The organism is Pseudomonas sp. OTU5201 (genome assembly GCF_038440135.1).
Classification (GTDB): domain Bacteria; phylum Pseudomonadota; class Gammaproteobacteria; order Pseudomonadales; family Pseudomonadaceae; genus Metapseudomonas; species Metapseudomonas resinovorans.
Genome location: NZ_JASATC010000011.1, coordinates 37,279 through 61,166 on the forward strand (window position 1 = coordinate 37,279; position 23,888 = coordinate 61,166).

Annotated in this window: 20 protein-coding genes and 3 pseudogenes; 21 read left to right on the plus strand and 2 right to left on the minus strand. The window is 55.0% G+C overall.

The window, feature by feature from the left end; genetic code table 11:
* Positions 1 to 1,230: 1,230 nt before the first annotated feature.
* The 9 genes and pseudogenes from AAHM40_RS09145 to istA all read left to right on the plus strand — a co-directional run.
* Positions 1,231 to 2,211: an NAD(P)/FAD-dependent oxidoreductase gene (locus tag AAHM40_RS09145; protein ID WP_153917911.1), complete on the plus strand. Its 981-nt coding sequence runs from the start codon at positions 1,231 to 1,233 to the stop codon at positions 2,209 to 2,211.
* Entirely contained in the window at positions 2,211 to 2,549 is a 339-nt protein-coding gene (locus tag AAHM40_RS09150; RefSeq protein WP_153917912.1) for a DUF362 domain-containing protein, read from the plus strand. Before AAHM40_RS09145 ends, AAHM40_RS09150 begins: the two co-directional genes overlap by 1 nt.
* A gap of 62 nt (positions 2,550 to 2,611) precedes the next feature.
* Positions 2,612 to 3,991, plus strand: a complete 1,380-nt coding sequence (locus tag AAHM40_RS09155; RefSeq protein WP_153917914.1) for a glutamine synthetase family protein — start codon at positions 2,612 to 2,614, stop codon at positions 3,989 to 3,991.
* A 72-nt stretch (positions 3,992 to 4,063) separates the two neighbouring features.
* Positions 4,064 to 5,224: a cytochrome P450 gene (locus AAHM40_RS09160; protein ID WP_342244353.1), complete on the plus strand. Its 1,161-nt coding sequence runs from the start codon at positions 4,064 to 4,066 to the stop codon at positions 5,222 to 5,224.
* 16 nt (positions 5,225 to 5,240) lie between these two features.
* Positions 5,241 to 5,435 (plus strand): ferredoxin, encoded by a 195-nt coding sequence (locus AAHM40_RS09165; RefSeq protein WP_342244354.1) that lies wholly within the window; start codon positions 5,241 to 5,243, stop codon positions 5,433 to 5,435.
* A gap of 23 nt (positions 5,436 to 5,458) precedes the next feature.
* Positions 5,459 to 6,349, plus strand: coding sequence for a type 1 glutamine amidotransferase (locus AAHM40_RS09170; protein WP_342244355.1), 891 nt, complete (start codon positions 5,459 to 5,461; stop codon positions 6,347 to 6,349).
* Positions 6,350 to 6,405: 56 nt separating this feature from the next.
* Positions 6,406 to 7,836, plus strand: coding sequence for an APC family permease (locus AAHM40_RS09175; RefSeq protein WP_153917922.1), 1,431 nt, complete (start codon positions 6,406 to 6,408; stop codon positions 7,834 to 7,836).
* A gap of 102 nt (positions 7,837 to 7,938) precedes the next feature.
* Positions 7,939 to 9,447, plus strand: coding sequence for an aldehyde dehydrogenase (locus tag AAHM40_RS09180; protein ID WP_153917924.1), 1,509 nt, complete (start codon positions 7,939 to 7,941; stop codon positions 9,445 to 9,447).
* Between the two features lie 231 nt (positions 9,448 to 9,678).
* A pseudogene (gene istA, locus AAHM40_RS09185) lies at positions 9,679 to 10,516 on the plus strand (IS21 family transposase); the annotation flags it as partial.
* 278 nt (positions 10,517 to 10,794) lie between these two features.
* Here istA and AAHM40_RS09190 read toward each other — a convergent pair.
* Both AAHM40_RS09190 and AAHM40_RS09195 read right to left on the minus strand, forming a co-directional pair.
* Positions 10,795 to 11,340: a helix-turn-helix domain-containing protein gene (locus AAHM40_RS09190; protein ID WP_178123447.1), complete on the minus strand. Its 546-nt coding sequence runs from the start codon at positions 11,338 to 11,340 to the stop codon at positions 10,795 to 10,797.
* A gap of 380 nt (positions 11,341 to 11,720) precedes the next feature.
* Positions 11,721 to 12,473 carry an SDR family NAD(P)-dependent oxidoreductase gene (locus AAHM40_RS09195; RefSeq protein ID WP_153917928.1) on the minus strand — a complete coding sequence of 251 codons (753 nt, stop codon included), beginning with the start codon at positions 12,471 to 12,473 and terminating at the stop codon, positions 11,721 to 11,723.
* 774 nt (positions 12,474 to 13,247) lie between these two features.
* Between AAHM40_RS09195 and AAHM40_RS09200 the strand changes: the two genes are divergently transcribed.
* The 12 genes and pseudogenes from AAHM40_RS09200 (at position 13,248) to AAHM40_RS09255 (ending at position 23,856) form a co-directional block, all read left to right on the plus strand.
* The gene (locus AAHM40_RS09200) at positions 13,248 to 14,087 is read left to right on the plus strand and encodes a gamma-glutamyl-gamma-aminobutyrate hydrolase family protein (protein ID WP_342244356.1); all 840 of its coding nucleotides are present in this window, start codon (positions 13,248 to 13,250) and stop codon (positions 14,085 to 14,087) included.
* Positions 14,088 to 14,180: 93 nt separating this feature from the next.
* Complete coding sequence (locus tag AAHM40_RS09205) at positions 14,181 to 15,221, plus strand: zinc-dependent alcohol dehydrogenase family protein (protein WP_153917930.1); 1,041 nt, start codon at positions 14,181 to 14,183, stop codon at positions 15,219 to 15,221.
* Positions 15,222 to 15,545: 324 nt separating this feature from the next.
* On the plus strand, positions 15,546 to 16,853 hold the full coding sequence (locus AAHM40_RS09210) for an aminotransferase family protein (RefSeq protein WP_342244357.1): 1,308 nt from the start codon (positions 15,546 to 15,548) through the stop codon (positions 16,851 to 16,853).
* Between the two features lie 529 nt (positions 16,854 to 17,382).
* Positions 17,383 to 17,603, plus strand: a pseudogene (locus AAHM40_RS09215) (transposase); the annotation flags it as partial.
* 583 nt (positions 17,604 to 18,186) lie between these two features.
* Positions 18,187 to 19,074 carry a tRNA 2-thiocytidine(32) synthetase TtcA gene (gene ttcA / locus AAHM40_RS09220; RefSeq protein WP_372240418.1) on the plus strand — a complete coding sequence of 296 codons (888 nt, stop codon included), beginning with the start codon at positions 18,187 to 18,189 and terminating at the stop codon, positions 19,072 to 19,074.
* Between the two features lie 167 nt (positions 19,075 to 19,241).
* Positions 19,242 to 19,943: pseudogene (gene ttcA, locus AAHM40_RS09225) on the plus strand (tRNA 2-thiocytidine(32) synthetase TtcA); the annotation flags it as partial.
* An 89-nt stretch (positions 19,944 to 20,032) separates the two neighbouring features.
* Entirely contained in the window at positions 20,033 to 20,704 is a 672-nt protein-coding gene (locus AAHM40_RS09230) for a DNA-3-methyladenine glycosylase I (protein ID WP_342244358.1), read from the plus strand.
* A 42-nt stretch (positions 20,705 to 20,746) separates the two neighbouring features.
* Positions 20,747 to 21,511: an NAD-dependent deacylase gene (locus tag AAHM40_RS09235; RefSeq protein ID WP_342244359.1), complete on the plus strand. Its 765-nt coding sequence runs from the start codon at positions 20,747 to 20,749 to the stop codon at positions 21,509 to 21,511.
* A 69-nt stretch (positions 21,512 to 21,580) separates the two neighbouring features.
* Positions 21,581 to 22,201, plus strand: a complete 621-nt coding sequence (locus AAHM40_RS09240; protein WP_342244360.1) for a C40 family peptidase — start codon at positions 21,581 to 21,583, stop codon at positions 22,199 to 22,201.
* 143 nt (positions 22,202 to 22,344) lie between these two features.
* Complete coding sequence (locus AAHM40_RS09245) at positions 22,345 to 22,872, plus strand: C40 family peptidase (protein ID WP_342244361.1); 528 nt, start codon at positions 22,345 to 22,347, stop codon at positions 22,870 to 22,872.
* Positions 22,873 to 22,879: 7 nt separating this feature from the next.
* The gene (locus AAHM40_RS09250) at positions 22,880 to 23,530 is read left to right on the plus strand and encodes an O-methyltransferase (protein WP_342244362.1); all 651 of its coding nucleotides are present in this window, start codon (positions 22,880 to 22,882) and stop codon (positions 23,528 to 23,530) included.
* Between the two features lie 5 nt (positions 23,531 to 23,535).
* Entirely contained in the window at positions 23,536 to 23,856 is a 321-nt protein-coding gene (locus AAHM40_RS09255; RefSeq protein WP_342244363.1) for a hypothetical protein, read from the plus strand.
* Positions 23,857 to 23,888 lie beyond the last annotated feature (32 nt).

The following is a 23,888-nucleotide window of genomic DNA, read 5'->3' on the forward strand; positions in this document are numbered from 1 at the left end:
TCTGTACGAAAAGTTCTGCCATAGGCATCGCGGTGTGTAAGTCAGCGTGACCATCGCAGCGAAGCTTCTGGCTAACTGCTCGTAGCGGGTGTCGAATCCCTGGTTGTCCATCAGTTGGCCAAGCATCCACTTGATGACGCTCTGCTGCCGTTACTTCCGATGATCAAACAGCCGTGGTAACTCCGGCTCTGGCAAATGCTTCATGGTGCGTTTCGGCCTGCAGGGAATGTGACCTTGCTCCAGCAGAGGTTGAGCCTAAGCAACGTCGCTGGCTTGTTTCGGCAGCAACGGACGGCGCAGAGGTACGCAGTGGGCATCGCGGCCCCTTTGAATCTTGGTGGTCAGGCTGCTTTGGTTTCGTCCACATGCTTGGTCTAGCGGTACTTACTGCCTCCTTTATTCCGGCGCCATACGAAGCACGAGTTACGGGCACCGCCATGGATTTGATCATCTAGGAGTTCACTTCAATCAGCCCTTCCTGATTTGGCCGAGCATGCAAACGCTTGAGTGCTTGGTCAAAGGTGCTCTCGTCTCGCCAGCCACGGAAACGCCGATAGACTGTCGACAAAGCTCCGACGCGCTCCGGCAGGTGGCGCCAGGCTTGCGCCGGAGCACAGGATTCAGAAGATGCCGCAGTATGCGGTCGCCCCATCTCCTGCTTCGCGGAAACCAAGCCCGCGAATGACTGCCAAGCGGCATTGGCGTAGTGGTGCCTGGCCTATGTGGGCCCCAGCACGCTCCGGTGACTTGCAAATCGCTGCAGATCTTCCGGCAGCTGCAGGCCCACTGTGCTGGACGGATTGATTAGCCGGTGACCTATCTCTTCCTCTCCTCAGATACCTAATCACCGGATGAGCATATACGGGACCTCTACCCGAGAGAGGCAGGCCGCTGCTTCTTGCTCAAGGGAGGTGCCGGCCGGTGGGCTGATGCCGAGCGCTTCATCCCAATCCGCACCTTGATGTCCCCATTGAGCTGAGCGCAAGCGGCGGAGGTTCACAGCTATTAGGACCAAATTTCTTGGTCATTGGAGCCTCCCTTCCAGGTGTTTCACATGGTTAGAACGGGCTTCTCTTCGCCGCCGAACCCCGAAAATACCCCGCATTTCCTGGCTTAACTCATTGATTTTAAAGCAATAGCTTCCTATGTTTACGAATGTCTCCAAAAGTTCTTGATGAGCAACATGTTTCGTTTTAGGATACACCAAAGCAACAACAAAGGTGGCTGGACATGAGCAACACCAAAGAATATGACTTGGTAATTGTGGGTGCGGGCCCGATCGGTCTGTACGCGGCCTACTACGCTGGTTTTAGGGGGCTCAAAACGGCCCTGTTTGACGGGTTGCCGCAAGTCGGCGGGCAGGTGGCGACGATGTATCCGGAGAAGCTGATCCACGATGTTGCGGGGTTTCCCGGCATCAAGGGAGGCGACTTCGTAAAAAACCTCCTGGAGCAGTCGCAGCGCCAGGATTACGACCTCTATCTCTCTGAGCTGATTGTCGGTCTGGAAATCCTCTCGGACGACACCTTCAGCATCACGACCGACCGTGGAAACAATTACACCGCAAAGGCTGTGGTTATCGCTGCTGGTCTGGGGAAGTGCACACCTCGTTCACTTCCTGCTCTGGAAGAAGTTGACTCTCCCAACATCATGCATTTCGTACCTGATCTGTCGGTGCTCGATGGCAACGATGTCGTCATTGCTGGTGGTGGCGACAGTGCCGTCGACTGGGCAATAGCCGCGGCGCCCCGCGCTAAATCGGTCACTGTCATTCACCGTCGTGCACGTTTTCGAGCCCACGAAGCAAGTGTGAACGAAATGTATGAAAGTGGTGTGCGTGTTGTCGCTCCAGGCGAGGTTGTCGCGTACCACGAAGAAAATGGGCAGGAGTTTCTTGAGCTTTGGAGTGGGGATAAAAAAGAAATCCTGAACTTTGACAGTTTTGTCATGGCGCTGGGTTTTCACTCTGATTTGGGACCGATGGAGAGTTGGGGGCTCGGAATCGAAGGCTTCAGAATTCCGGTTAAGCCTAATATGGAAACCAATATGTCTCGCGTTTTCGCCATCGGCGATGTGAGCGAGTATCCAGGAAAAGTGCGTCTGATTGCGGTCGGTTTTGGCGAGGCGGCAATCGCAGTCAATCACGCTGCTGCCGTAATTTCGCCCGAACTCTCGGTGCTGCCCAGTCATAGTACAAATGAGGTGAAATAATGCCTTACGTCATATCTGACCCGTGCATACAAAGCAGAGACCAGGCATGTGTAGATGTTTGCCCAGTGGACTGCATTTATGAAGCTGAAGGGCGTCTATGGATTCAGCCCGATGAATGTACTGAGTGTGGTGCATGCGAGTCGGTCTGTCCGGTAACAGCCATTTGCTATGTCGACGCAGAAAGTGATGACCAGGACTTGCGAGAAGCACGCGAGTTCTTTAGCACAGTGTTGCCTGGATGCGACGGCCCGATTGGTAGTCCCAGAGGTGCTCAAAAAATTGGCCAGATCAAAAGCGATCACCCAAGAATTCTACAAGTAATTAAAGGACTGGATTAGATCTAGTTAGTTCTTGCCCAGCCGAAGATGACGCGAAGCCTTGACAGTAACAGGTGATAAAAATGAACGAAGAAAACAAGAAGCAGATCCTGAAAGTCCGAGAATTCATTGAGAAACACGACATCGACACGATTAGGCTGGGTGCGGTCGATACAGATGGGGTTTGGCGAGGAAAGCAAGTTGGTGCGGATTACTTCCTGAACAAAGCAGCCATCGATGGTACCAATATCTCGAATATTTTGTTTGGATGGGATGTCGCTGATCAGTTGGTCGATGGCTTGGCATTTACTGGCTGGGATTCTGGTTATCCGGATATCGCCTTAATCCCTGATCTTTCGACTCTCTCGCTAGTCCCTTGGCAGGAAAAAACTGCATCCGTCCTTTGCGATATTCAGCATCTCAGTGGCGAGCCTCTAAACCTTTCGCCCAGGAATCTTCTACGCAAAGCAACCGAGAAAGCAGAGCAGCTTGGTTACAAGTGCTACGCAGCGTACGAGTTTGAGTTTTACCTGCTGAACGGCCCTATCTCAAGTATTGCGGGAGACCAGTGGCGCAGCATTAATCCGGTGGAGAAGAGTGGTCACTGCTACAGCATGATTCATCACTCTAGTTCTTCGGACATCATGGGTGAAGTTCGCAAGTACATGCGTGATGCGGGGATCGTACTAGAGGCGACGAACAGTGAGCACGGCCCGGGCCAGTACGAGATAAACATCAAGTATGACGATGCGCTAAAAGCAGCGGATGATGCAATTTTTGTCAAAAACGGCATCAAGGAAATTGCTGCAAAGCATGGAATGACAGCGACCTTCATGGCGAAGCCTAATGCTGAGTGGTCCGGTTCTTCCGGCCATGTCCATATGAGCCTGACGGATCTAGCAGGTGTTCCGGTATTCGCTAACCCCGAGAATCCGTCTGCGTTGTCGGAGGTTGGGTACAATTTCCTTGCTGGCATGGTTGCTCTTGCCCGAGAAATGTCGGCGATCTATTTGCCGAATATCAACTCCTACAAGCGGACAGCTGGAGCATCTTGGGCGGGCGGTAATTCGTCCTGGGGATTCGACAACCGCACTGTGTCGCACCGTGCGATCACATCAGCCGGCGCGGCCGCCCGGGTAGAAAATCGTATACCGGGTGCCGATACCAACCCTTATCTGGTTGTTGCGGCAAGCCTATTGTCGGGTCTCTATGGCATCGAGAACAAACTCAAGCCTAAAGATCCCATCCTCGGTAATGCATACAAAGTATCGCCGGAACTCGCACGTCCGCTTGCTACCTCATTGGAAGAGGCGACCAAGATCTTCCGCGAGAGCGAAATGGCGCGGGTGGTCTTTCCTAAAGAATTCGTCGAGCATTATGCCCAGATGAAAGTTTGGGAGGTCAAGCAGGCCAATGGATTCGTGAATAATTGGGAATTGGCGCGTTATCTAGACATTATCTGATAGGGCGCCCAGGTACCTGTCCTTCAAAAAATAGAAGGCGATTAGTGAAAGATTAAAGAAAAGGATATACAGATGAAAGACGTAAATGAAGTGGCCAGGAATTTCGATTTCCATGGCGAGGCGCTTGATGAGATTTTCGACACTTATTCAACGCTTCGTAACGGATGCCCGGTGGGGCGCAGTGATAACTACGGTGGTTTCTGGTTCCTAACTAAGAGCGACGATATTTTCGCAGCGGAACAAGATCCGGAGGCCTTCTCAGTATATCCCTCTATGATGGTTCCGTCGGTTTCGGAGGGAGTTCAGCTTCCTCCGATTGATATCGACCCGCCGGAGCACACCGCTTACCGTCGTATCCTACTGCCGCTGTTCACGCCGCAAGAACTGAAGAAACTCGAGCAGCCTATTCGCGATACGGCGCGGAAGTTGGCTGAGGATTTCGCAAAGGAAGGCTCCGGCGCCGATGCGTCCTATCATTATTCTCGGCCTCTCCCAACGATCATTTTTAGCCGCCTTGCGGGGTACCCTGAAAAGGATTGGCCGAAATTCGATAAATGGGTCGACGACATCATTTATGAGCGAGTAGAAAAGCCAGAAGTCGCGAAACAAGCCAGCGACGATGTGTTTAGCTATTTTGCGGACTTGCTTGATAACTGGAAGGATGATGGCGAATCGGCAAATTTGATGGATTATCTCTGTCGCGCCAAGATTAATGGTCGCCCGCTTACCAGAGATGAGTTGCTGCGCTATTGCTATCTCCTCTTCCTTGCTGGTCTGGATACTACTGCTTGGTCTATCAGGGCAGGCCTTTGGTATCTCGCAAATAATCCAGAAGATCAGCAGAAGCTACGCGATAACCCTGAACTAATCCCGCTGGCTTGCGAAGAGTTTCTGAGGACTCTATCTCCTGTTCAGGTAATGGCGCGCACTTGCCTGAAAGATACCGTTATTCGCGGTCAGGAGATCAAGTCAGGTGAACGAGTAATGCTCGTTTTCGGTGCTGGTAACCGAGACGAGGAAATTTTTCCGAATCCAGACAAGATTGATATTGAGCGCCAAGAGAACCGGCACCTGGCATTTGGTGGTGGTATTCACCGGTGCCTTGGCTCGAACCTTGGGCGTCGCGAACTCGTTGTAGGAATTGAAGAGTTCCTGCGTGCTGTTCCCCAGTTCAAACCCGCAGATCCGTCCGAGAAATGGCACGGTGTCGGGCCCTTGAAGCTCGCTTTTTGATAACGGGAGAAGAAGCATGAAAGTAACTGTTGATAACGACCGCTGCCAAGGTCATGCACGTTGTGTCTATTTCGCTCCTGAAGTCTTTGAAATCGATGACGAAGGTTATTCCAGAGTGAAGGCCGGCTACGAAACTGTTCCGGTTGAACTCCAGGAAAGCGTGAAGAAAGCATGTGCCAATTGCCCTGAACTGGCAATCAAGATTTCATGATCTAAACGCAAGGGGGAGGATCCATGGAAAAGCTAAGAATTCTTATTTGTGATGGTAATACTGAGGCCGATCGTGCTTCTTTCAAGAAGTTTCTCGGGTGCGCTCCGAGCAAGCATTTCGAGCGTCTGCTGAAGCATTACAATCCACAAATACAGACCGACATTGCATTTCCTGCGGATCCCGACCCCCTTCGGATTCTTCCTTTAGGAGCTTATGACGGAATCCTCTTTACGGGCTCCAATTCTCACATATATGAACGAGAGCCAGGGAATTTACGGCAGATTGAGTTTGCCAAGGCAGCATTTGCTTCCGGGACTCCTATGTTTGGTGTCTGCTGGGGATTGCAGTTGGCAATTGTTGCGGCAGGTGGGGAAGTTCTTCCCAGCCGTGCTGCCGATTGTTCGTGTGAGACCCCGTTTGCTTCGGGAGTTGAATTGACCCAGTACGGAAGTTACCACCCGATGCACAGTTCAAGGACGACTGGTTTTGATGTCTTTTCCTTTCATTCGGATGAGGTAACTCGACTCCCTGTTGGGGCAATTGTGACCGCTCGAAATCAACGTTTTATTCAGGCGGTTGAGATTAAGCATGGAAAATCCACGTTCTGGGGGGTGCAATACCATCCAGAGTTGTCGGGATTGGATCAAGCAGGATTCCTTAGAGAGAGCGCAATATCACTCGTGGAGGATGGTAGTTACAAGTCTCTTAGTCATGTCGAGCACGCAGCTCAAGCGATGTCGAGATTTGAGGCTGGTGCCGAAGTTGCAGAGGAGGATCTGATTCATTTTGAAGAAATTGACATGAGCTCTTTCGAGTTTAGACCACTCGAAATCTTAAATTGGCTAAATTATCTCGTTATCCCAATCGCCCAGAAGAAGTTTGGTTGGGGTGGAGGGTGGAGCCAGAATCAGTAATAGACAACACTTCTATAATAAGTTGTGTTAACTGTCCGCAGGGGAGAATAAAAATCATGACGTCGCCTGTATCAACACAACTCAAGGGAAACCTTGGGCCGATTGGGATAGCCTTGATGGTGGTTGCTACCGCAGCACCGTTGACTGTGATGGTTGGTGTAAGTCCGCTGATCATCGGTCTCGGTAATGGTGTCGCGGCTCCCATGGATGCAGTATCTGTGGGTGTTGTAATGCTTCTCTTTTCCATTGGTTTTGTCTCGATGTCTAAATATATCGAGAATGCTGGTGCGTTTTACGCATACATACTCAAGGGTATGGGACGCGTAGTGGGCTTAGGGGCTGCATCGCTCGCCGTAATGTCGTATACGCTGATCTTGATTGCGCTTGAAGCCTATATCGGGGTCGTGTTGAGTGACGCGTTATCTTCTCTGTTGGGTATTTCGCTTCCCTGGTGGCTGTACACTATCGGTATTGTTGCGTTCGTAGGCGTTCTGGGCTATCGGAACGTTGAGGTCAGTGCCAAGGTTCTTGGTGTTGCGCTTATATTGGAAATTGGTGTAATTCTAATTCTCAATATATCGATTATTGGGGCTGTTGGGGCGGCGGGCATGGATACTAAGCCCTTCGAGATATCCGAGTTCCTGTCAGGTTCGCCCGGCTTAGGTATTCTTTTTGCGATTTTCGGTTTCATCGGATTTGAATCAACTGTGGTCTATCGCGAAGAGGCGCGTAATCCCGAGCGCTCGATCCCCCTCGCGACATACATTGCCGTAATATTCATCACGCTTCTCTACTTCGTTTCCTTTTGGTGCGTGGTGGTCGGGATAGGTGTAGATGATGCTGTCCGTGTTTCGACGGAAAACGCTGAGGGTATGTACTTATCTCTGGTGACGAGCTACCTCGGGCACGTGATGCACGACCTAGCTCAAGTGCTACTAATCACCAGTCTTTTTGCCGTCGTGATTTCCATTCACAACATTGTTGCTCGCTATAAGTATGTCCTTGGTAGTTGCGGGGTTCTTATGGCCCAGCTCGCCAAGGTGCATGCGGACCATTCATCGCCTTATGTTGCGTCGGCAGTTCAGACTTTTGTTTCGGTAAGTCTCCTGCTTGCGGCTGCCATTATGGGTTTCGATCCTGTTACGGAAATATATGCGTGGGGAGCCGCCGCTGGCACCTTGGGTTACATGATTATCGTTGCTCTGGCATGCCTCTCAATCATCTGCTTTTTTGTCCGGCGTCCAGAGTTGGCGCATGCGTGGAGAACAAAAATCGCGCCTGCATTAGCGTTGATTGGTCTAATTGGTTTCCTCTATATCGCGTTCAATAATCTGTCTGCACTTACCGGAAGTGAAGGATACAATAAGGTAAATATAACTATAGTCGCTCTACTCATCGCCGCTTTTTTGGTAGGGAGCGGAGGCGCCGTAATCATGAGAATTAAAGCACCACGGCGCTTTGCTGCCATTCTTAATCATATGAATTAAAACTTTGACAGGATTGCTGGCCTGCTTTTAAACGGGGAGGCAGGTCAGCCCATTATTTTCCGCTCTGGGCGTTAGCCTGAATCGAAAATATCCGGTGATGATATGGATCAAGCGACAACAAACTTGGTTGGAGCCGCCTACTGGCGTGGTCGTGCTGAGCAAATCCAGTTCGAAGGTCGATGCCTAATCGATGGAAAACTGGTTGAAGCGTACTCAGGGCATACTTTTGATTGCGTGTCGCCGGTAGACGGGCGTGTGCTTACAAAGGTATCTGCAGGCGGCGAGGCAGACGTCAATAGCGCCGTAGCTGCAGCGCGCTCTGCATTTCGCGATCGGCGTTGGTCGGGGCAATCTCCAGTCTCCCGCAAACGTACTCTCCAGGCGTTCGCAGCGCTAATTCGCCTTCATCGAGACGAACTGGCGCTCTTGGAAACGCTCGACATGGGCAAGCCCATTGCTGCATCGCGGAGCGTTGATGTCGAGGCAGTAGCGAGTTGTTTCGAATGGTATGCAGAAACCATCGATAAGCTTTATGAGCAGATTGCCCCAACCGCGGAGACTGATTTAGCGCTTATCACCCGTGAGCCATTAGGAGTAGTTGGCGCTATCGTGCCGTGGAATTTTCCTATGCTTACTGCGGCCTGGAAGACGGCGCCGGCACTGGCAACTGGAAACTCTGTGGTCCTCAAACCAGCTGAGCAATCACCTCTGACAGCCATTCGTCTAGCCCAGCTGGCGCTGGAGGCGGGCATTCCCGAAGGGGTACTCAATGTTGTGCCCGGGTTTGGCGGATCTGCCGGTAAGGCGCTTGCCTGCCACATGGATGTTGATGGTGTTTTTTTCACTGGATCCACGGCGACAGGACGACTTCTCACTGAGTACGCCGCGAAGAGTAACCTCAAGCGGGTTTGTCTGGAGCTCGGGGGTAAGAGTCCAAACATTATTCTCGCCTCCTACGGCGACATTGAAAAAGCGGCTGTGACCGCGGCCGAGAGCATGTTTAACAACCAAGGCGAGGTATGCATCGCTCCATCTCGCTTGATAGTTGAACGCTCAATCCATAAACAGGTTGTAGAGATTGTTGCCGAAGTTGCAAAGCGGCGTCAGCCTGCGGACCCACTTGATCCGGCCACGCGTATGGGGGCGCTGGTGGATGCCAATCATGCTGATCGTGTGATGGGATTCATCGGACGGGCAAAAGCGGACGGTGCGACGCTCGTAGCGGGCGGGGCGCGTGCGCTGACTGAAACCGGTGGTTCCTATGTTGTGCCAACGGTCTTTGACAACGTCTCCAACGGGATGGAGATTGCTCGCGACGAAGTTTTCGGTCCCGTGCTGTCGGTGATTCCTGTCGCCAACGTGGACGAAGCGGTTGCAGTTGCCAACGACAGCCCTTATGGGCTCGGGGCGGGTGTATGGACAGACCGTTTATCCGATGCGCATAAGATTTCCCGCGAACTGCGTGCGGGTGTTGTGTATGTCAATTGTTACAACGACTGCGACATCACCACTCCTTTCGGGGGAGTCAAGCAATCGGGTAATGGGAGGGATAAGTCCCTTTATGCCCTTGATGAATACACCGAATTGAAGACCACCTGGATCAAGTTGTAGGGATGAGCGATCCGCGGCCTGCGCGATCTGTGGTTAGCTTGGGCCGAACACCTATGGTTCAAATCGTTGCGGATTCCGCAGTCATCCGGCCACCTATTCCACGAACATCTAGCTACTGATTCCTAGCTGAACCGGCCACCCTCAGGCGGCAGCTACGCAGGATTTCTTTACTACCATCGGCCTCTTTTTCGGAGCATAGAGGTTGCCGTGGAGCGTCTATCAATGCGTTAGATCCGCGAAGTACGACGTCTCAAATTTGACGTTGGTCTATCTGCATACCAGATCGCGGTCAGCCTGCAAGTTGGCCGCGCCACCATCGGTGACTATCTCAATTGCTCTGCTGCCTGCGGACTGACCTGGCCCTTTGCCCTGACCGACACCGAGTTGGAACGGCATCTTTTTCTGCCGTCACCCTCCGTCTCCAGTGAGCAATGCCCGATCCTTGATTGGACTTGGGTATAGGCCGAACTGCGTCATGCCGGGGTCACCCTGGCGCTGCTCTGGCAGGAATATCGACTGAGCCAGCCACGGGGGATCCAGTTCAGCTTATTCTGTGATCACTACCGCGCCTGGCAGGGCAAGGTGGATGTGGTGGTGCGCCAAGAGCACCGGGTCGTCGAGAATTTGTTTGTCGACTATACCGGGCAGACGGTGCCGATCATCGACCGGCGTACCGGCGAGATCCGTCAGGCGCAGATCTTTGTCGGAGTGCTCGGCTTCTCCAGCTACACCTTTGCCGAGGCCACCTGGTCACAGCCGTTGTTGGACTGGCTCGGTCCCCATGCCCGCTGCTTTGCTTTTTTCAGTGAGGCGTCGGAGATCGTGGTGCCGGACAACCTGTGCAGCGTAGTGCACTGCAGTGAGCAATACGCATCGCTATGAGCCAGACATCAACCCCAGCTATCGTGATCTGGCCGAGCATCATGCGGTGGCGATAGTGCCAGCCAGAGCCCGTAAGCCATGGGACAAGGCCAAGGTTGAGATTGGTGTCCAGGTGGTGGGGCGCTGGTTTCTGGCGGCGCTGCGCCACCGGCAACTCTTTTCGCTGGACGAACCCAACACAGTCATCGGATCCAGCTCAAGAGCGAATCGATGCGTAATCGAACCCGGGAATTGATGGCACCTGAGCAATCAGATTAACAATGCCAGTCCTGCGTCGCTGTGCTTCGACTGCCCGGCCGGATGAGTGTGGATTGGGTGGCCGGATGGCGTGGAATCCGCAGCCAGAGCGGGTAGGGGCAAGACGTGCAGGACGTGTGTGAGCAGCAAGCTGCGCCTCTGAGGGGCACAGGGCCTGAGGAAGGCATGCTCGTCCTCAGCTCAAAGGGAGGGAACACCCTGTGGTTGCTAGATAACTGTGTTAACCATGAGGACGTTCACTGGGCCGTCTACTGCTACGTAGGCATGTGGCTGCTCTGAATCGAACAAAATGCTGTCGCCTGCACCGAGCGTTACGGGGTCGTAATAAGCGCTAATCAGCTGTAGCTTGCCCGAAACTACAAAGATGAACTCTTGTCCTGGGTGCTGCCTCAATCCCCCAACTTCGTCGAGGCTCGATGCCGTGACTGTCACGTTCCAGTACAAATTATGATCTTCTTTGAAGTCTGAACACAGGCTCTCAAGGTGCATGCCTGGCGTATTCTGAGCGGCGCCGGAGTGCTTCCGGGTAATGGTTCGTCGCCCCGTTGCTTGGGGTCTTCCTGTGGAAAGAAATGTAGATGCTGGTACCTGCAAGATATCTGCGATCTTGAGGGCGACCGAAACAGTGAGCTTGGCTTTTCCGGTTTCAACCTTGGACAGCTGTGAAGCTGAAACGCCAAGATCACGGGCAAGCGACCTGAGGCTAATCCCCTTCAAGGTGCGCTGAGTTCTGATTTCGTTCTGAATAGACACGTTGAGGTGTTTCCTTTTGATGTGTAAAGCGAAAGGCAAGAGTACCCTTATGTATGGCTTTATAGCACAGTGTGTCTATTCTGAACACCTTGTTGTCTATTGTTGACGTTTTTTCCGTTTTGGCTCCAATGCTGAACGTTGGGAAGGACGTTCGCCTAGAGCTAGAGTGAGTGGCTCCTAGGCTGCAAAGATGCCTGATTTGAGTTCAGCGGCGGTTTCACTCAGGCGGTTTGCTGCAGCGCTTCGCACAGCAGATGAGCTAGGGCGTCAATGTGTTGCTTTTTCGGCGATCAACGGTTGCGTGCCGCAACTCTAGGCTGGTGAGTCTCGATTTTTTTGAGGGGAAAACCCCGGCGGGCAGCGCCGGGGTTTTTGATTGCTCAATATTTGAGCATCAGACCGCCGTCGACAATGAGGTCGGTACCGGTGATGTAGGAGGCTGCATCGGAGAGCAGGAACATGGCGGCGTTTGCCATATCGTCAGCAGCGCCTACGCGCCCCAGCGGAACGTAGTTACCGGCATTCTTGACCTTATCCGCGGTATCCCAACGCGCCTGCATGGGGGTTTGGGTGATACCGGGATAAATGGTGTTGGAGCGGATGCCTTCAGCGGCAAGTTGCATGGCGATCGACTTGGAGATCGCGGGGATGCCAGCTTTCGATGCCGCATAGGCGTCCTGTGGAGCGGTATCACCTCGCAGGCACTGGACGGTGGAGAAGTGCACCATCGAACCGCCACCCGATTTCCGCATGTAGGGGACTGCTGCGCGAATGGTGTGGACCAGGGACTTCAGGTCGATATCCATGACCTTATCCCAAACGTCAAGGTCGATGTCGAGCAACGATACGTCCTTACCGAACCAGAGTACACCGGCGATGTTGGCCAGGTAGTCGATACGGCCGAACTTATTAAAGGCGGCACCTACCGCTTCGTTCACGAAGCGCACGTCAGTCAGGTCGCCCTGTGCATAGATAAGCTTGTCGCTTGCTTCCAGTTCTGCCGGCTTTCCCTTCACGTCGATCGCTAGCACGGACGCACCGGCTTCGAGCATTTTCAGGGAAAGCGCCAGGCCCATTCCGCCGCCGGCGCCGGTGATGACGGCTACGCGACCAGTGAAGTCATATTTGATCATGTGTACTCCCGCTTGCTTGTTGTTTTGAACTCGTCCGCCTGAAGTAGTGCGTGCTGTCTCTTTAGGCAATTTGTATCCAAAAAGGAAACATGTGCATTTATAGTGTGCAAAATATCTCATGTCAACACGATTAGCTTCCGTGAGATTTCCTTGAATGGTTCCGATAAGCGGTCGCAGTCGATGCCCGCAAGCAGCCGAGATGCAGGGCTAGTAGCAACGCGGTCTCTGCGTGCCCTTGTGATAGAGGGAGATTCAGTCCTTCCGGCGTTTCTGGTGCGTAAGGCCGTCTCCAAGGAGGCGGACTCCGAAATGCTCAATCTCTCTGGGGTCCGGGAGCGGATGAACTGATCGTTCGCTGATCTGGACGAATTTCCTGGGTGAAACGTTTATGCCGCTGCACGAGCGTGATGGCCTGGTGATCTGGGCGGTTTCGATCGAGCGATTAGTACGTCAGCCAAGCTGGCAGTTGATGAAGGGTGACAGTCCCTGCGAGAGATGTCATGGCGAAACGCCTCGACCCCGCGTCAGGCACCAGCCATCGCACGGTCTCCGGTGAGCGGTATGCGAACGTTCCGCGCGTACGGGTTTGCGCGAGGCGCGGAGCGGGGGCTCATTCCGATCGCCACTGAAGGCCGATTCATGTTGGTTCCGCTAGCGGCGGAGACTCTGACCATCGTGCCTTCCGGGATGCCGTTACGTTCCGGTCCAAGACTGTTTTCTTTTGGGAAAACCTGTTGCCATTATGGAAATCTGAGCATTAAATGGAAACGAGGCATGGGGTTCGATCAACCTGCCTCTCCGGCTAGGTCTGACCGCCAGAACGCCGAAAAATACAAACGACAAACGGGAGCGCCCCCCCAAATGCCAAGGCCTGTTGTTGCCATGCCCGCATGTACTCGTGAGTTGGAAAATACGGTTTGGCACTGCGCGCAAACTCAATATGTTCGCGCAGTAACCAAGGTCGCCAACCTCATGACGCTCATCGTTCCCGCGCTCGTCGAGGGCAATGATGCCGATGCCCTACTCGACCGCGTCGACGGACTCATCGTGAGCGGGTCAGCAACAAATGTTCATCCGTCGCTCTATGGCAAAGCAGCAGAAGAGAACGATGGGCCATTTGATCAGGCACGCGATGCAACCAGCATCCCTCTTATTCGCACTGCCATCGAACGCGGGATCCCACTGCTTGCGATCTGCCGGGGAATTCAGGAACTGAACGTCGCACTAGGCGGGACGCTCGGCCGAGACATCCACGAAAATTGCGGCATTTTCGATCATAGGTCGCCGGAAGGTTCTCGCGATGAGCGATTCGCCATTCGCCACTCAATTGCCATCGAGGAAGGCAGTTGCATCGCCGGGGTGCTAGGCGCCAATAAAGCCATGGTCAATTCGCTGCATAGGCAGGCAATTGAGCACCTGGCTCCTGGCCTTGTTGTCGAGGCTAGAGCCGAAGATGGCACGATAGAGGCCGTTTCAGTCAAAGGCGCACGTGGTTTTGCCTTGGGCGTCCAGTGGCATCCCGAATATTGGGCAGAAACCGACAGCTCCTCGCAGAAGCTGCTCGAAGCGTTCGGAGATGCAGTGCGTAGCTATCAGAAAGCAAAAGCCACCTAACGCTTTTGCTGTCGCGCGGATAGAGCGTCCCAATCGCCAAAGCGACACCCAGCTTGAGCTCAAACTAACCGACATGCATCAGGAATAAGAACAATGCGCGCCGCCGTCTATGAAACATTCCAGGGCAAAATTACCGTTCAAACCGTGCCGGATCCGGAAGTGTATGAATTCGGTGCCGTCATTGAGGTCAAGGCGAGCGGCGTCTGCCGAAGCGATTGGCACGGTTGGGTCGGGCACGACACTGACATCGTACTTCCGCATGTTCCCGGCCATGAGTTCGCGGGAATTGTCGCTGCCGTTGGGCGCGGCGTAACGAAGTGGAAAGTGGGTGATCGCGTCACCATGCCCTTCATGGGCGTATGTGGATCATGCGGAGAATGCTCGTCGGGTAACGAGCAAATGTGCGATCACCAGTTCCAGCCTGGCTTTAAACACTGGGGCTCGTTTGCGCAATATGTTGCTATCGATAAGGCCGATCAAAATCTCGTTGCGCTGCCGGAGGCAGTCACTTTCACTACTGCCGCGGGGCTAGGCTGCCGCTTCGCCACTTCCTTCCGCGCCATAGCCTTCCAAGCACGGATCGAGCCCGGCCAGTGGGTCGCCGTGCACGGCTGCGGCGGTGTTGGCCTATCTGCGATCATGATTGCAGAGGCGCTTGGTGCCAATACCATTGCTATCGACATTGCGGATGACAAGCTGGAGCTGGCTCGAGCTCTCGGCGCCGCCAGGACAATCAACGCCAGGCAGGTCGACAATGTACCAGGTGCGATAGCTGACTTGACCGGCGGCGGCGCACATGTCTCGGTCGATGCGCTGGGTAGCGTTGTGACTTGCAGAAACTCTATTGAAAGCCTCGCGAAGAGGGGGAAACATCTTCAGGTCGGTCTGTTGGCCGGCGATCAGGCTCTGCCGGCCATTCCCATGGGACGCGTCGTGCTCAAAGAGCTCCAGCTCCTGGGCAGCTATGGGCTGCAGCCACACAAATACGGTGACATGCTGGCCATGATCGAGGCTGGTAAGTTGAAGCCGGAAAAATTGATTGGGCGGACCATTACTCTAGAAGAGGCCACAACCGTTTTACCCAAGATGGATAGCTTTCAGGAACGAGGGGTGGCGATCATTGATCGTTTTTAAATCTGCTTAGTGCATAACGCGACTGGCTCTTGACGTAGTTGGGACTGCCCCTACGCACGAACTGGAACTAGGAAGGATCTGATGGCTTCAATTTTCCGAGCGTGCTTACTCATCGATTAGCCATTAAGCTGATTGGGTAGGGGGCGTCAGGCGGTTGAGGTAGGAGTCAGTCTGGATCGGAGCGGCGATCAGCTTATGCCAGTTTTCCATAGCATGACAGGCCGCTAAGAGTGAACAGCTCCAGCATGTCGTCAGCTGATCGTCAGCTGATCGTCAGCTGATCGTCAGTATGGTCGTTCAATCTCATTGCGTACTCAATAAACTATGACAGCACTGATCTCCTCCTCCAATCATACACTCCCGGTCGTCCACCACGCTCGCGGCGTCTTCATCTATGACAACTCCGGCAAAGGCTACATAGATGGATCAGGCGGGGCAATGACAGTTTCGATTGGCCATGGTGTGCCGGAAGTTCTGACAGCCATGAATCGCCAGGCGCAGCAAGTTTGTTTCACCTATCGGACACATTTTACGAGCGTAGCTGCAGAAGAGCTGGCGGCAGAAATAGTCGAGCTAGCGCCTGGTGATTTGAACAAGGTCTTCTTTGTTAATAGCGGATCCGAAGCCACTGAGCTCTCCATGCGAACTGCCATTCAATACTGGCGGGAGCGGGGCCAACCTACAAAGACGAAAATCCTGGGCCGAGCCATCAGCTATCACGGCATGACGATGGGCTCATTATCAATGTCGGGACACGCTGCGCGCCGCGGGGACTACTCCAACCTGCTCCATCAATTTGCCGTTGCGCCGCCGCCCTATGCCTATCGCTACGAAGTGCCAGATGATGGCACGTTCGGTGCGTCGGTCTGGGAGAGAATCATTCAGGAGCAAGGTGCGGACACCATTGCAGCTGTGATCGTAGAGCCCATCGTAGGTGCGGCTGGGGGCGCATTGACGCCACCGATTGGATACCTCAAAGCGCTACGTGAAATTTGCGATCGGCACAGTATCCTGCTCATCTCCGACGAAGTGATCACAGGTATGGGGCGCACAGGCAAGTGGTTTGGGTGTGAGCACGATGGGATTGTTCCTGACATCATCGCTACCGGGAAGGGTATGAGCTCCGGCTACACGCCAATGGGCGGTGTGATCATTCGCGACGGCATCATGGACGTGCTGGGCGAGAGGGTAAAGCTGTTCGGCCACACTTTCAGTGCCAACCCGCTGAGTGCCGCGACTTGCCTGGCTGTGATCCGCTACATGAAGGAGCACGCGATCCTTGACAATGTCGCAGCGCGGTCGGTCCAGCTTGAATCTGGACTGAAGGGTCTTTCGGTTCGTTATCCTTGGATGGCCGACGTGCGCGGGCGCGGCCTTCTTTGGGGCTTCGAGTTCGTCAAAGACGCCACTACGAAGGAGCCGATTGACGCGGCTCGGCAATCGAACCTGCGCTTCACGCAGCACTGCTTCGATGCTGGTCTCATTGCTTACCCGGCCGGCATAGCGCCGTTCAACAACGCGGCTCTCCTTGCCCCGCCCCTTGTCATCTCGGCTAGCGAAACTCAGGAGCTGCTGTCACGCCTGGAAATCGGTTTGCAGAGATTTGCTAACGAAATGGGGCTCCCAAGATAAGGCGATCCATCGCCGAGTAGCGCTCAGGGAAACCGCGAGCGAGCGCAGACTAACAATAGCTATACACGATTGCTCGATTCGACAATTGCCTCCGATTAACACAGAAACCTGACTTTTGGTTGGGCTTCTGCGTTTTACAGGCGCACGTCTGCGGCGGCATCGGACAAGCAGAACCACGGACTGAGCGCATTAATAAGCGGATGCCGGCCATATTAGGATTTACGGTCGTTTTTCTCTTGATGCGTGGCGTATTTGTAAGCAAATTTTTTCAAAGCCCATATTTTAGTGAGGTTCTGGTGTTTTCCGGAACACTCATCGAGACAGCGCTGGGCTTCTATTATTCAGTTCGCAATCAGGCCACCTAAAAAACCAAGCCCCTTTGCTATGTATGGCGACCCAGTAGTCTCGTTTGTGAAGCCATTTTTAGTGCTAGTCGGGGGCTACAGGCTGCTTTTGGCCCAGTCCGTGTAAAAAACATTGGCATCGACCTCGCTGAGATTTGAGGGAGTCAAACTCAGCAGGGCTAGCCATGAAGCGTTTCATCCAGGGAGAACATCGAGGCCAAAGCACGCTGCTGCCCGAGAGCCTGGATGACTACGTCGCGGACACCAATCCGGTGCGCGTGGTCGATGTATTCGTCGATGAACTCGACCTCGGCCGACTCGGTTATGACGGGGCGTCCCCACAGAAACCGGTCGGCTTGCTTACCATCCTGCCGTCCTGCTGAAGATCTACATCTACATCTACATCTACATCTACAACTCAACCGCATCCAGTCCACCTCACGCATCCTAGCTGCCGCTATAGCCAGCCCTGATCGAGCAGCAGTAAAGAGTGCGTTCGAAGTCCTGATGGGTATGACGATGAACGACCTTACCGAGATCGAGGCTGCGCTGAAGGCTTGATCTCCACGGACTGGAGCCTTACCAAATGGCTGATGCGGGCCTGTCGCCATCGGCGTCTCTGGGGCATCTGCGGACCCCCTAGCTAGCCCAAGTCCGTGCTGTCGTCTTCCGCTGTGGCGCCTCGGTCAGGCGGAACGTAATCGTTGGTCAGAGTCTTCTATAAAACGCAGGCACGATCTTGTTATGATATAGCTAGGCCAAATCTCGGCAGGTGATGTTGCTGTAAAGATTAATTTTAGGGTGTCTATCGGATTTTAAGTGCTTGGCCTCAACATTACACTTTGCTGCAGTTTTTTTTAGCGTCCGATTTTGATAGTGTTCAGCTGTCTCAAGTCTTCGCATGTAGCGTGGGGTGTTCCAAAGTGGGTCAAATATTTATAGTGAATGGGCTTTGTAAAGCTACTAACCGGAAACTAGATTTCATGATGATGGGCGAACAAGCATCACAGATGAACAAGGCTGCGGAGCTTCGTCGTAAAAAGCTGCGCGGCAATGTGGGTAAGGCTGTTGTCGATTACGCGATGATCGAAGATGGCGACAAAGTTATGGCATGTGTAAGTGGTGGCAAGGATTCATTTGTAATGCTTGATGCCTTGCTGCATCTGCAGCGAGTTGCGCAAATAAAATTCAGTGTTGTGGCAGTGAATCTTGACCAGAAGCAACCTGGTTTTCCGGATCATGTATTACCAGATTACTTTGAGAGTAGAGGGATTGATTACTACATAATTGATAAGGATACTTACTCTGTTGTCAAGAGCAAGATTCCGGAAGGTAAAACAACTTGTTCTCTTTGCTCGAGGCTCAGAAGGGGCACGCTGTATAGTTTTGCCGAGGAAATTGGAGCTACTAAATTGGCGCTCGGTCATCATATGGATGATATGGTTGAAACTTTGTTTCTGAACATGTTCTTCCAAGCGCAGATGAAGGGTATGCCTCCTAAGCTTCTAAGCGACGACAAGAGGAATATAGTGATCCGGCCGCTCGCATACTGCCGCGAGAAAGACATAGCAAAAGTTGCTGCCGATAGCGCATATCCGATCATTCCGTGTAATCTCTGCGGCTCGCAAGAGAATCTACAAAGGAAAAAAATCAAGTCGATGATTGCGGAGTGGGACTCGGTAAATCCTGGTTGCGTGGAAAATATCTTCCACAGTCTACAAAACGTAAGCCCTTCCCAGTTGGCTGATCGCGGTCTATTCGATTTTGTAGATCTATCCATTGACAGGTCGGATGCCCGGCCGCCATACGAATTCGAAGCAGCCGAGGTTTCATCATCCAGCGTGGAAGGCCGGATTGATGTCGTTCGGATTTTGTAAAGGTTCAAAAGGTTTTTTTAGGAGGTTGTGAGGGTTTTGGGGCTCAGGAAGGCGATAAATTTACATTTTCGACTTTTTCTGTAAACCATTAGTGCTACGTAAATCCTTTATAATCAATAGGTTATTATTATGGATGTGCTTTCTTCGGTGGATACCTTGGGGTATAAGGCAAGGACAGCTACACCATGCTGGACGTGCTGCTGTACCTGCAGAAGGTTGCGCCGATCAAATTCGAGATCGTCGCAGTGAACATGGACCAGAAGCAGCCCGGCTTCCCGGAACACGTCCTGCCGGCCTACCTGGAATCCATTGGCGTTCCGTACCACATCATCGAGAAGGACACCTACTCGGTGGTGAAGGAGAAAATCCCGGAAGGCAAGACCACCTGCTCGCTCTGCTCGCGCCTGCGTCGCGGCACCCTCTATACCTTCGCCGACGAAATTGGTGCGACCAAGATGGCTCTGGGCCATCACCGCGACGACATCCTGGAAACCTTCTTCCTCAACATGTTCTACGGTGGCACCCTCAAGGCCATGCCACCGAAGCTGCGTGCCGACGATGGCCGCAATGTGGTGATCCGTCCGCTGGCCTACTGCAACGAGGCCGACATCGAGGCGTACTCCATCCTCAAGGAGTTCCCGATCATCCCGTGCAACCTCTGCGGCTCCCAGGAAAACCTTCAGCGCCAGGTGGTCAAGGAAATGCTCAACGACTGGGAGCGCAAGTCCCCGGGCCGTACCGAGATCATGTTCCGCGCCCTGCAGAACGTGGTGCCCTCGCAATTGGCCGACCGCAACCTGTTCGACTTCGCCAACCTGCGCATCGACGAAACTGCGGCGCCGCGTACCCTCGACGTGGTCAATATCTGACTTGCCCTTGTAGGCGCGAGCTTGCTCGCGAAGGCTCGCCAGCAAGCTGGCTCCTACAGGGAATCGTTTCCGCATCGAAAGGACACCGCATGCGCGACTACCGTTGGCTCCACGAGTACTGCCTGAACCGCTTCGGCTCCGCCGAGGCCCTGGAAGCACGTCTGCCGCAACCGAGCAGCGAAGGCGAACTGCGTGCGCTGAGTGACGACCGTTATCTGTCGCTGATGGCCTTGCGGGTGTTTCGAGCGGGCCTCAAGCACAGCCTGGTGGACGCCAAGTGGCCGGCTTTCGAAGAGGTGTTCTTCGGCTTCGACCCGGAGAAAGTGGTGCTGATGGGCGCCGAGCATCTGGAGCGGCTGATGCAGGACGCGCGACTGATCCGCCACCTGGGCAAGCTCAAGAGCGTGCCGCGCAATGCGCAGTTCGTGCTGGACGTGGCCCGGGAGAAAGGCAGCTTCGGCGCCTTGATCGCCGACTGGCCGGTGACCGACATCGTCGGCCTGTGGAAGTACCTGGCCAAGCACGGCAATCAGTTGGGCGGGATGTCGGCGCCGCGCTTCCTGCGTATGGTCGGCAAGGACACCTTCATTCCGACCGATGACATGGTCGCGGCCCTCAAGGCCCAGGACATTATCGACAAGGCGCCCACCAGCCAGAAAGACCTGGCCCAGGTCCAGGCGGCTTTCAACCAGTGGCATGCCGAAAGCGGCCGCCCGCTCTGCCAGCTGTCCGTGATGCTGGCCCATACCGTCAATCACTGAGCCGAGACGGGCGCTCGGCGCCGGCCGGCAGAGGAGGGGAGCATGTCGGATATCCAGCGCGTGGCATCAGCCATCAAGGCGGCTCAGCGAATCCTGGTGATCACCGGGGCCGGGCTGTCAGCTGATTCGGGGCTGCCCACCTATCGTGGATTGGGCGGGCTCTACAACGGCGTCACGGAAGAGGGGTTGCCTATAGAGGAAGCACTCTCCGGGCCGATGCTGCGGCGCAACCCGGCGCTCTGCTGGAAGTACCTCGCCCAACTCGGCTGCGCCTGCCTGGACGCCCGGCCGAACGCCGGTCATGAAGCGATTGCCCAGTTGCAGCGGCTCAAGCCTGAATGCTGGGTGCTGACCCAGAACATCGATGGCTACCACCGCCAGGCGGGCTCGCCGCCGGAGCGGCTGATCGAGATACATGGCGAGCTGTCGCCGCTCTACTGCCAGTCCTGCGGGGCGGAAAGTTCTGACCTTGCCCGACATCTGGCAGGAGAAATGCCTCCCAAATGCCATGAATGTGGTGGTATTCTCCGTCCGCCCGTGGTGCTGTTCGAGGAAATGCTCCCAGAGCACGCCATTGACAGCCTCTACGCCGAGCTACGCAAGGGATTCGATGCGGTGATCTCGGTGGGAACCACGGCGAGCTTTCCTTACATCATCGAGCCCGTCATCCGCACCCGCCAAGCAGGCGGTTTCACTGTGGAAGTCAATCCGGCGCTCACCGACCTCAGCCCCGTCGTCGATGTCCACCTCAGAGGAAAGGCCTTAGATGTTCTGCAAGGACTGCTGAGTCACATTTCGGGCGATTAAATTTGCAAATGGATTTGATAGAGGGCATAGTCGCGCCTTCATCAGAAACCATTCGACACGGTCGTGCCCATGCTGAAGCGCTTCGCACCCCTCGTGCCTCTCACCTTCGCTCTGTTTCTCGCCGCTTGCGCAGGCAATGTGCAGCAGCAATCGCAATTCCTGGCCCAGGCTCCCGTAGCCGACGGCGCACCCGATTCGCTGCTGGCGGATCGTGGGCCCACCGCCCTGGATCTTGCCAACCTCACCGACGACGAGCCCTACCAGATGCCGTCCCTGGCCGATGGCCTGCTGGAGCGCGGTTTCGAGCTGGTGGGTACTCCGTATCGCTTCGGTGGCCGTTCTATGAAAACCGGCTTCGATTGCAGCGGTTTCGTCGGTTACTTGTTCAAGGAAGAGGCTGGTATCCAGCTGCCGCGTTCCACTCGCGAAATGATCAACCTGGATGCTCCGGTGATCGCTCGTAGCGAGCTGAAGCCCGGCGATATCGTGTTCTTCAACAATCGTGGCCGTGGCCGCGTCAGTCACGCCGGCATCTACATCGGCGATGACCGCTTCATCCACTCCAGCAGCAGCCGCAGCGGTGGTGTGCGCGTCGACAGCCTCGACGACCGCTACTGGAAGGCCAGCTACATGGAAGCCAAGCGCGTCCTGGCCATGAATACCCCGACTCGCCACCTGCCGCATCGCTGATCCGGCCGGCGCGAGACGACAAGCCGAGGCGGCCCCAAGTGGCCGCCTCGGCTTTTTTCTGCCCGGTCGTGCAGCTTTCGCTTGCAATATCACTGTGAGATCAGCAAATTAGCGTGCATTCCTCAAGTCAGGACTGACTTGCCATGCTCGCACTGAACCGCCTCGCCATCATGACCCTGGCTGCGCTGCTCACCGCTTGTGCGAGCAAGTCACCGCCGCCTTATTCTCCTCCTGCCGTCACCAGCCCTGCCCAGCCGTTCTCGCCCGTAGCCGAAGACGTGCTGTTTCGCGCCTTGGGCCTGGTGGGCACGCCCTATCGCTGGGGCGGCAATACCCCGGACAGTGGGTTCGACTGCAGTGGCCTGATCGGCTACGTCTACCGTGACGCCGCAGGCATCGCCCTGCCGCGCTCGACGCGCGAACTGATCTCCATGCGTACACCCAGCATCAGCCTCAATGCCCTGCAAAGCGGCGACCTGGTGTTCTTCGCCACCAATGGCGGCGGGCAGGTCAGTCATGCTGGCATCTATGTGGGCGAGGGGCGCTTCGTTCACGCGCCGCGCACGGGCGGAACGGTGCGTTTGGACAGCCTGGCGAACAGCTACTGGCAACGCAGCTATCTCAGCGCCAAGCGCGTAATCTTCGATCCACGCCTGGCCCAATCCCACTGAGGTTGTCATGACCAACCGCACGCTGAACCTCGACGACGCCCTCTACGGCTACCTTCTCGATGTTTCGCTACGGGACACACCGCTATTGCAGCGGCTGCGCGCCGAAACCGCCGCCATGCCCATGGCGCGCTGGCAGATCGCCCCGGAGCAGGGCCAGTTCATGGCCTTGCTGGTCAAGCTCACCGGCGCTCGCCGTATCCTCGAAGTGGGCACCTTCACCGGCTACAGCGCCCTGTGCATGGCCGCGGAGTTGCCGGCTGACGGCCGGATGATCTGTTGCGACCTGCCCGGCGACTACAACGCCATCGCTCGTCGCTATTGGCAGGAGGCGGGGCTGGCCGAGCGCATCGAATTGCGTCTGGCGCCGGCACTGGATACCCTGGCGAGCCTCGAAGACGGCAGCCTCGACCTGATTTTCATTGACGCCGACAAGGCCAACTATCCGGCCTATCTGGAGGAGGCCCTGCGCCTGGTGCGCCAGGGCGGGCTGATCCTCTTCGATAACGTGCTCTGGAGCGGTCGCGTGCTGGAAACCGAGCCGGACAGTGTCGACACCCGCGCCATTCAGACCCTGAACCGTGCCCTGAAGACTGATGAGCGCATCGACCTGTCGCTGCTGCCCGTGGGCGATGGCCTGACGCTCTGCCGCAAGCGCTGACGGGCATGCCCGAGCCGATCCGCCTGCCGCCCCAGCCCGACGCCTGCGAATTGTGTGGCCGGGCTGCCGCGCTCACCCGTCATCACCTGATTCCCAAGGCCCTGCACGACAAGCCCTACGTGCAAAAGCGCTACGCGAAAAACGAGCGCATCACTGCCACCCTCTGGGTGTGCAGGCCCTGCCACAACCAGATCCACAAGCTGTTCAGCGAAAAGGAGCTGGCCCTGAACTACAACAGCCGGGAGACCCTGTTGGGTGACGAGCGCCTGCGCACCTTCGTCGACTGGCTGGCGGGCAAACCCGCCGGCTTCAATCCGAGGCATTGAATGGCGCGTGTCTGCTAGCAGACGGGTCCGGG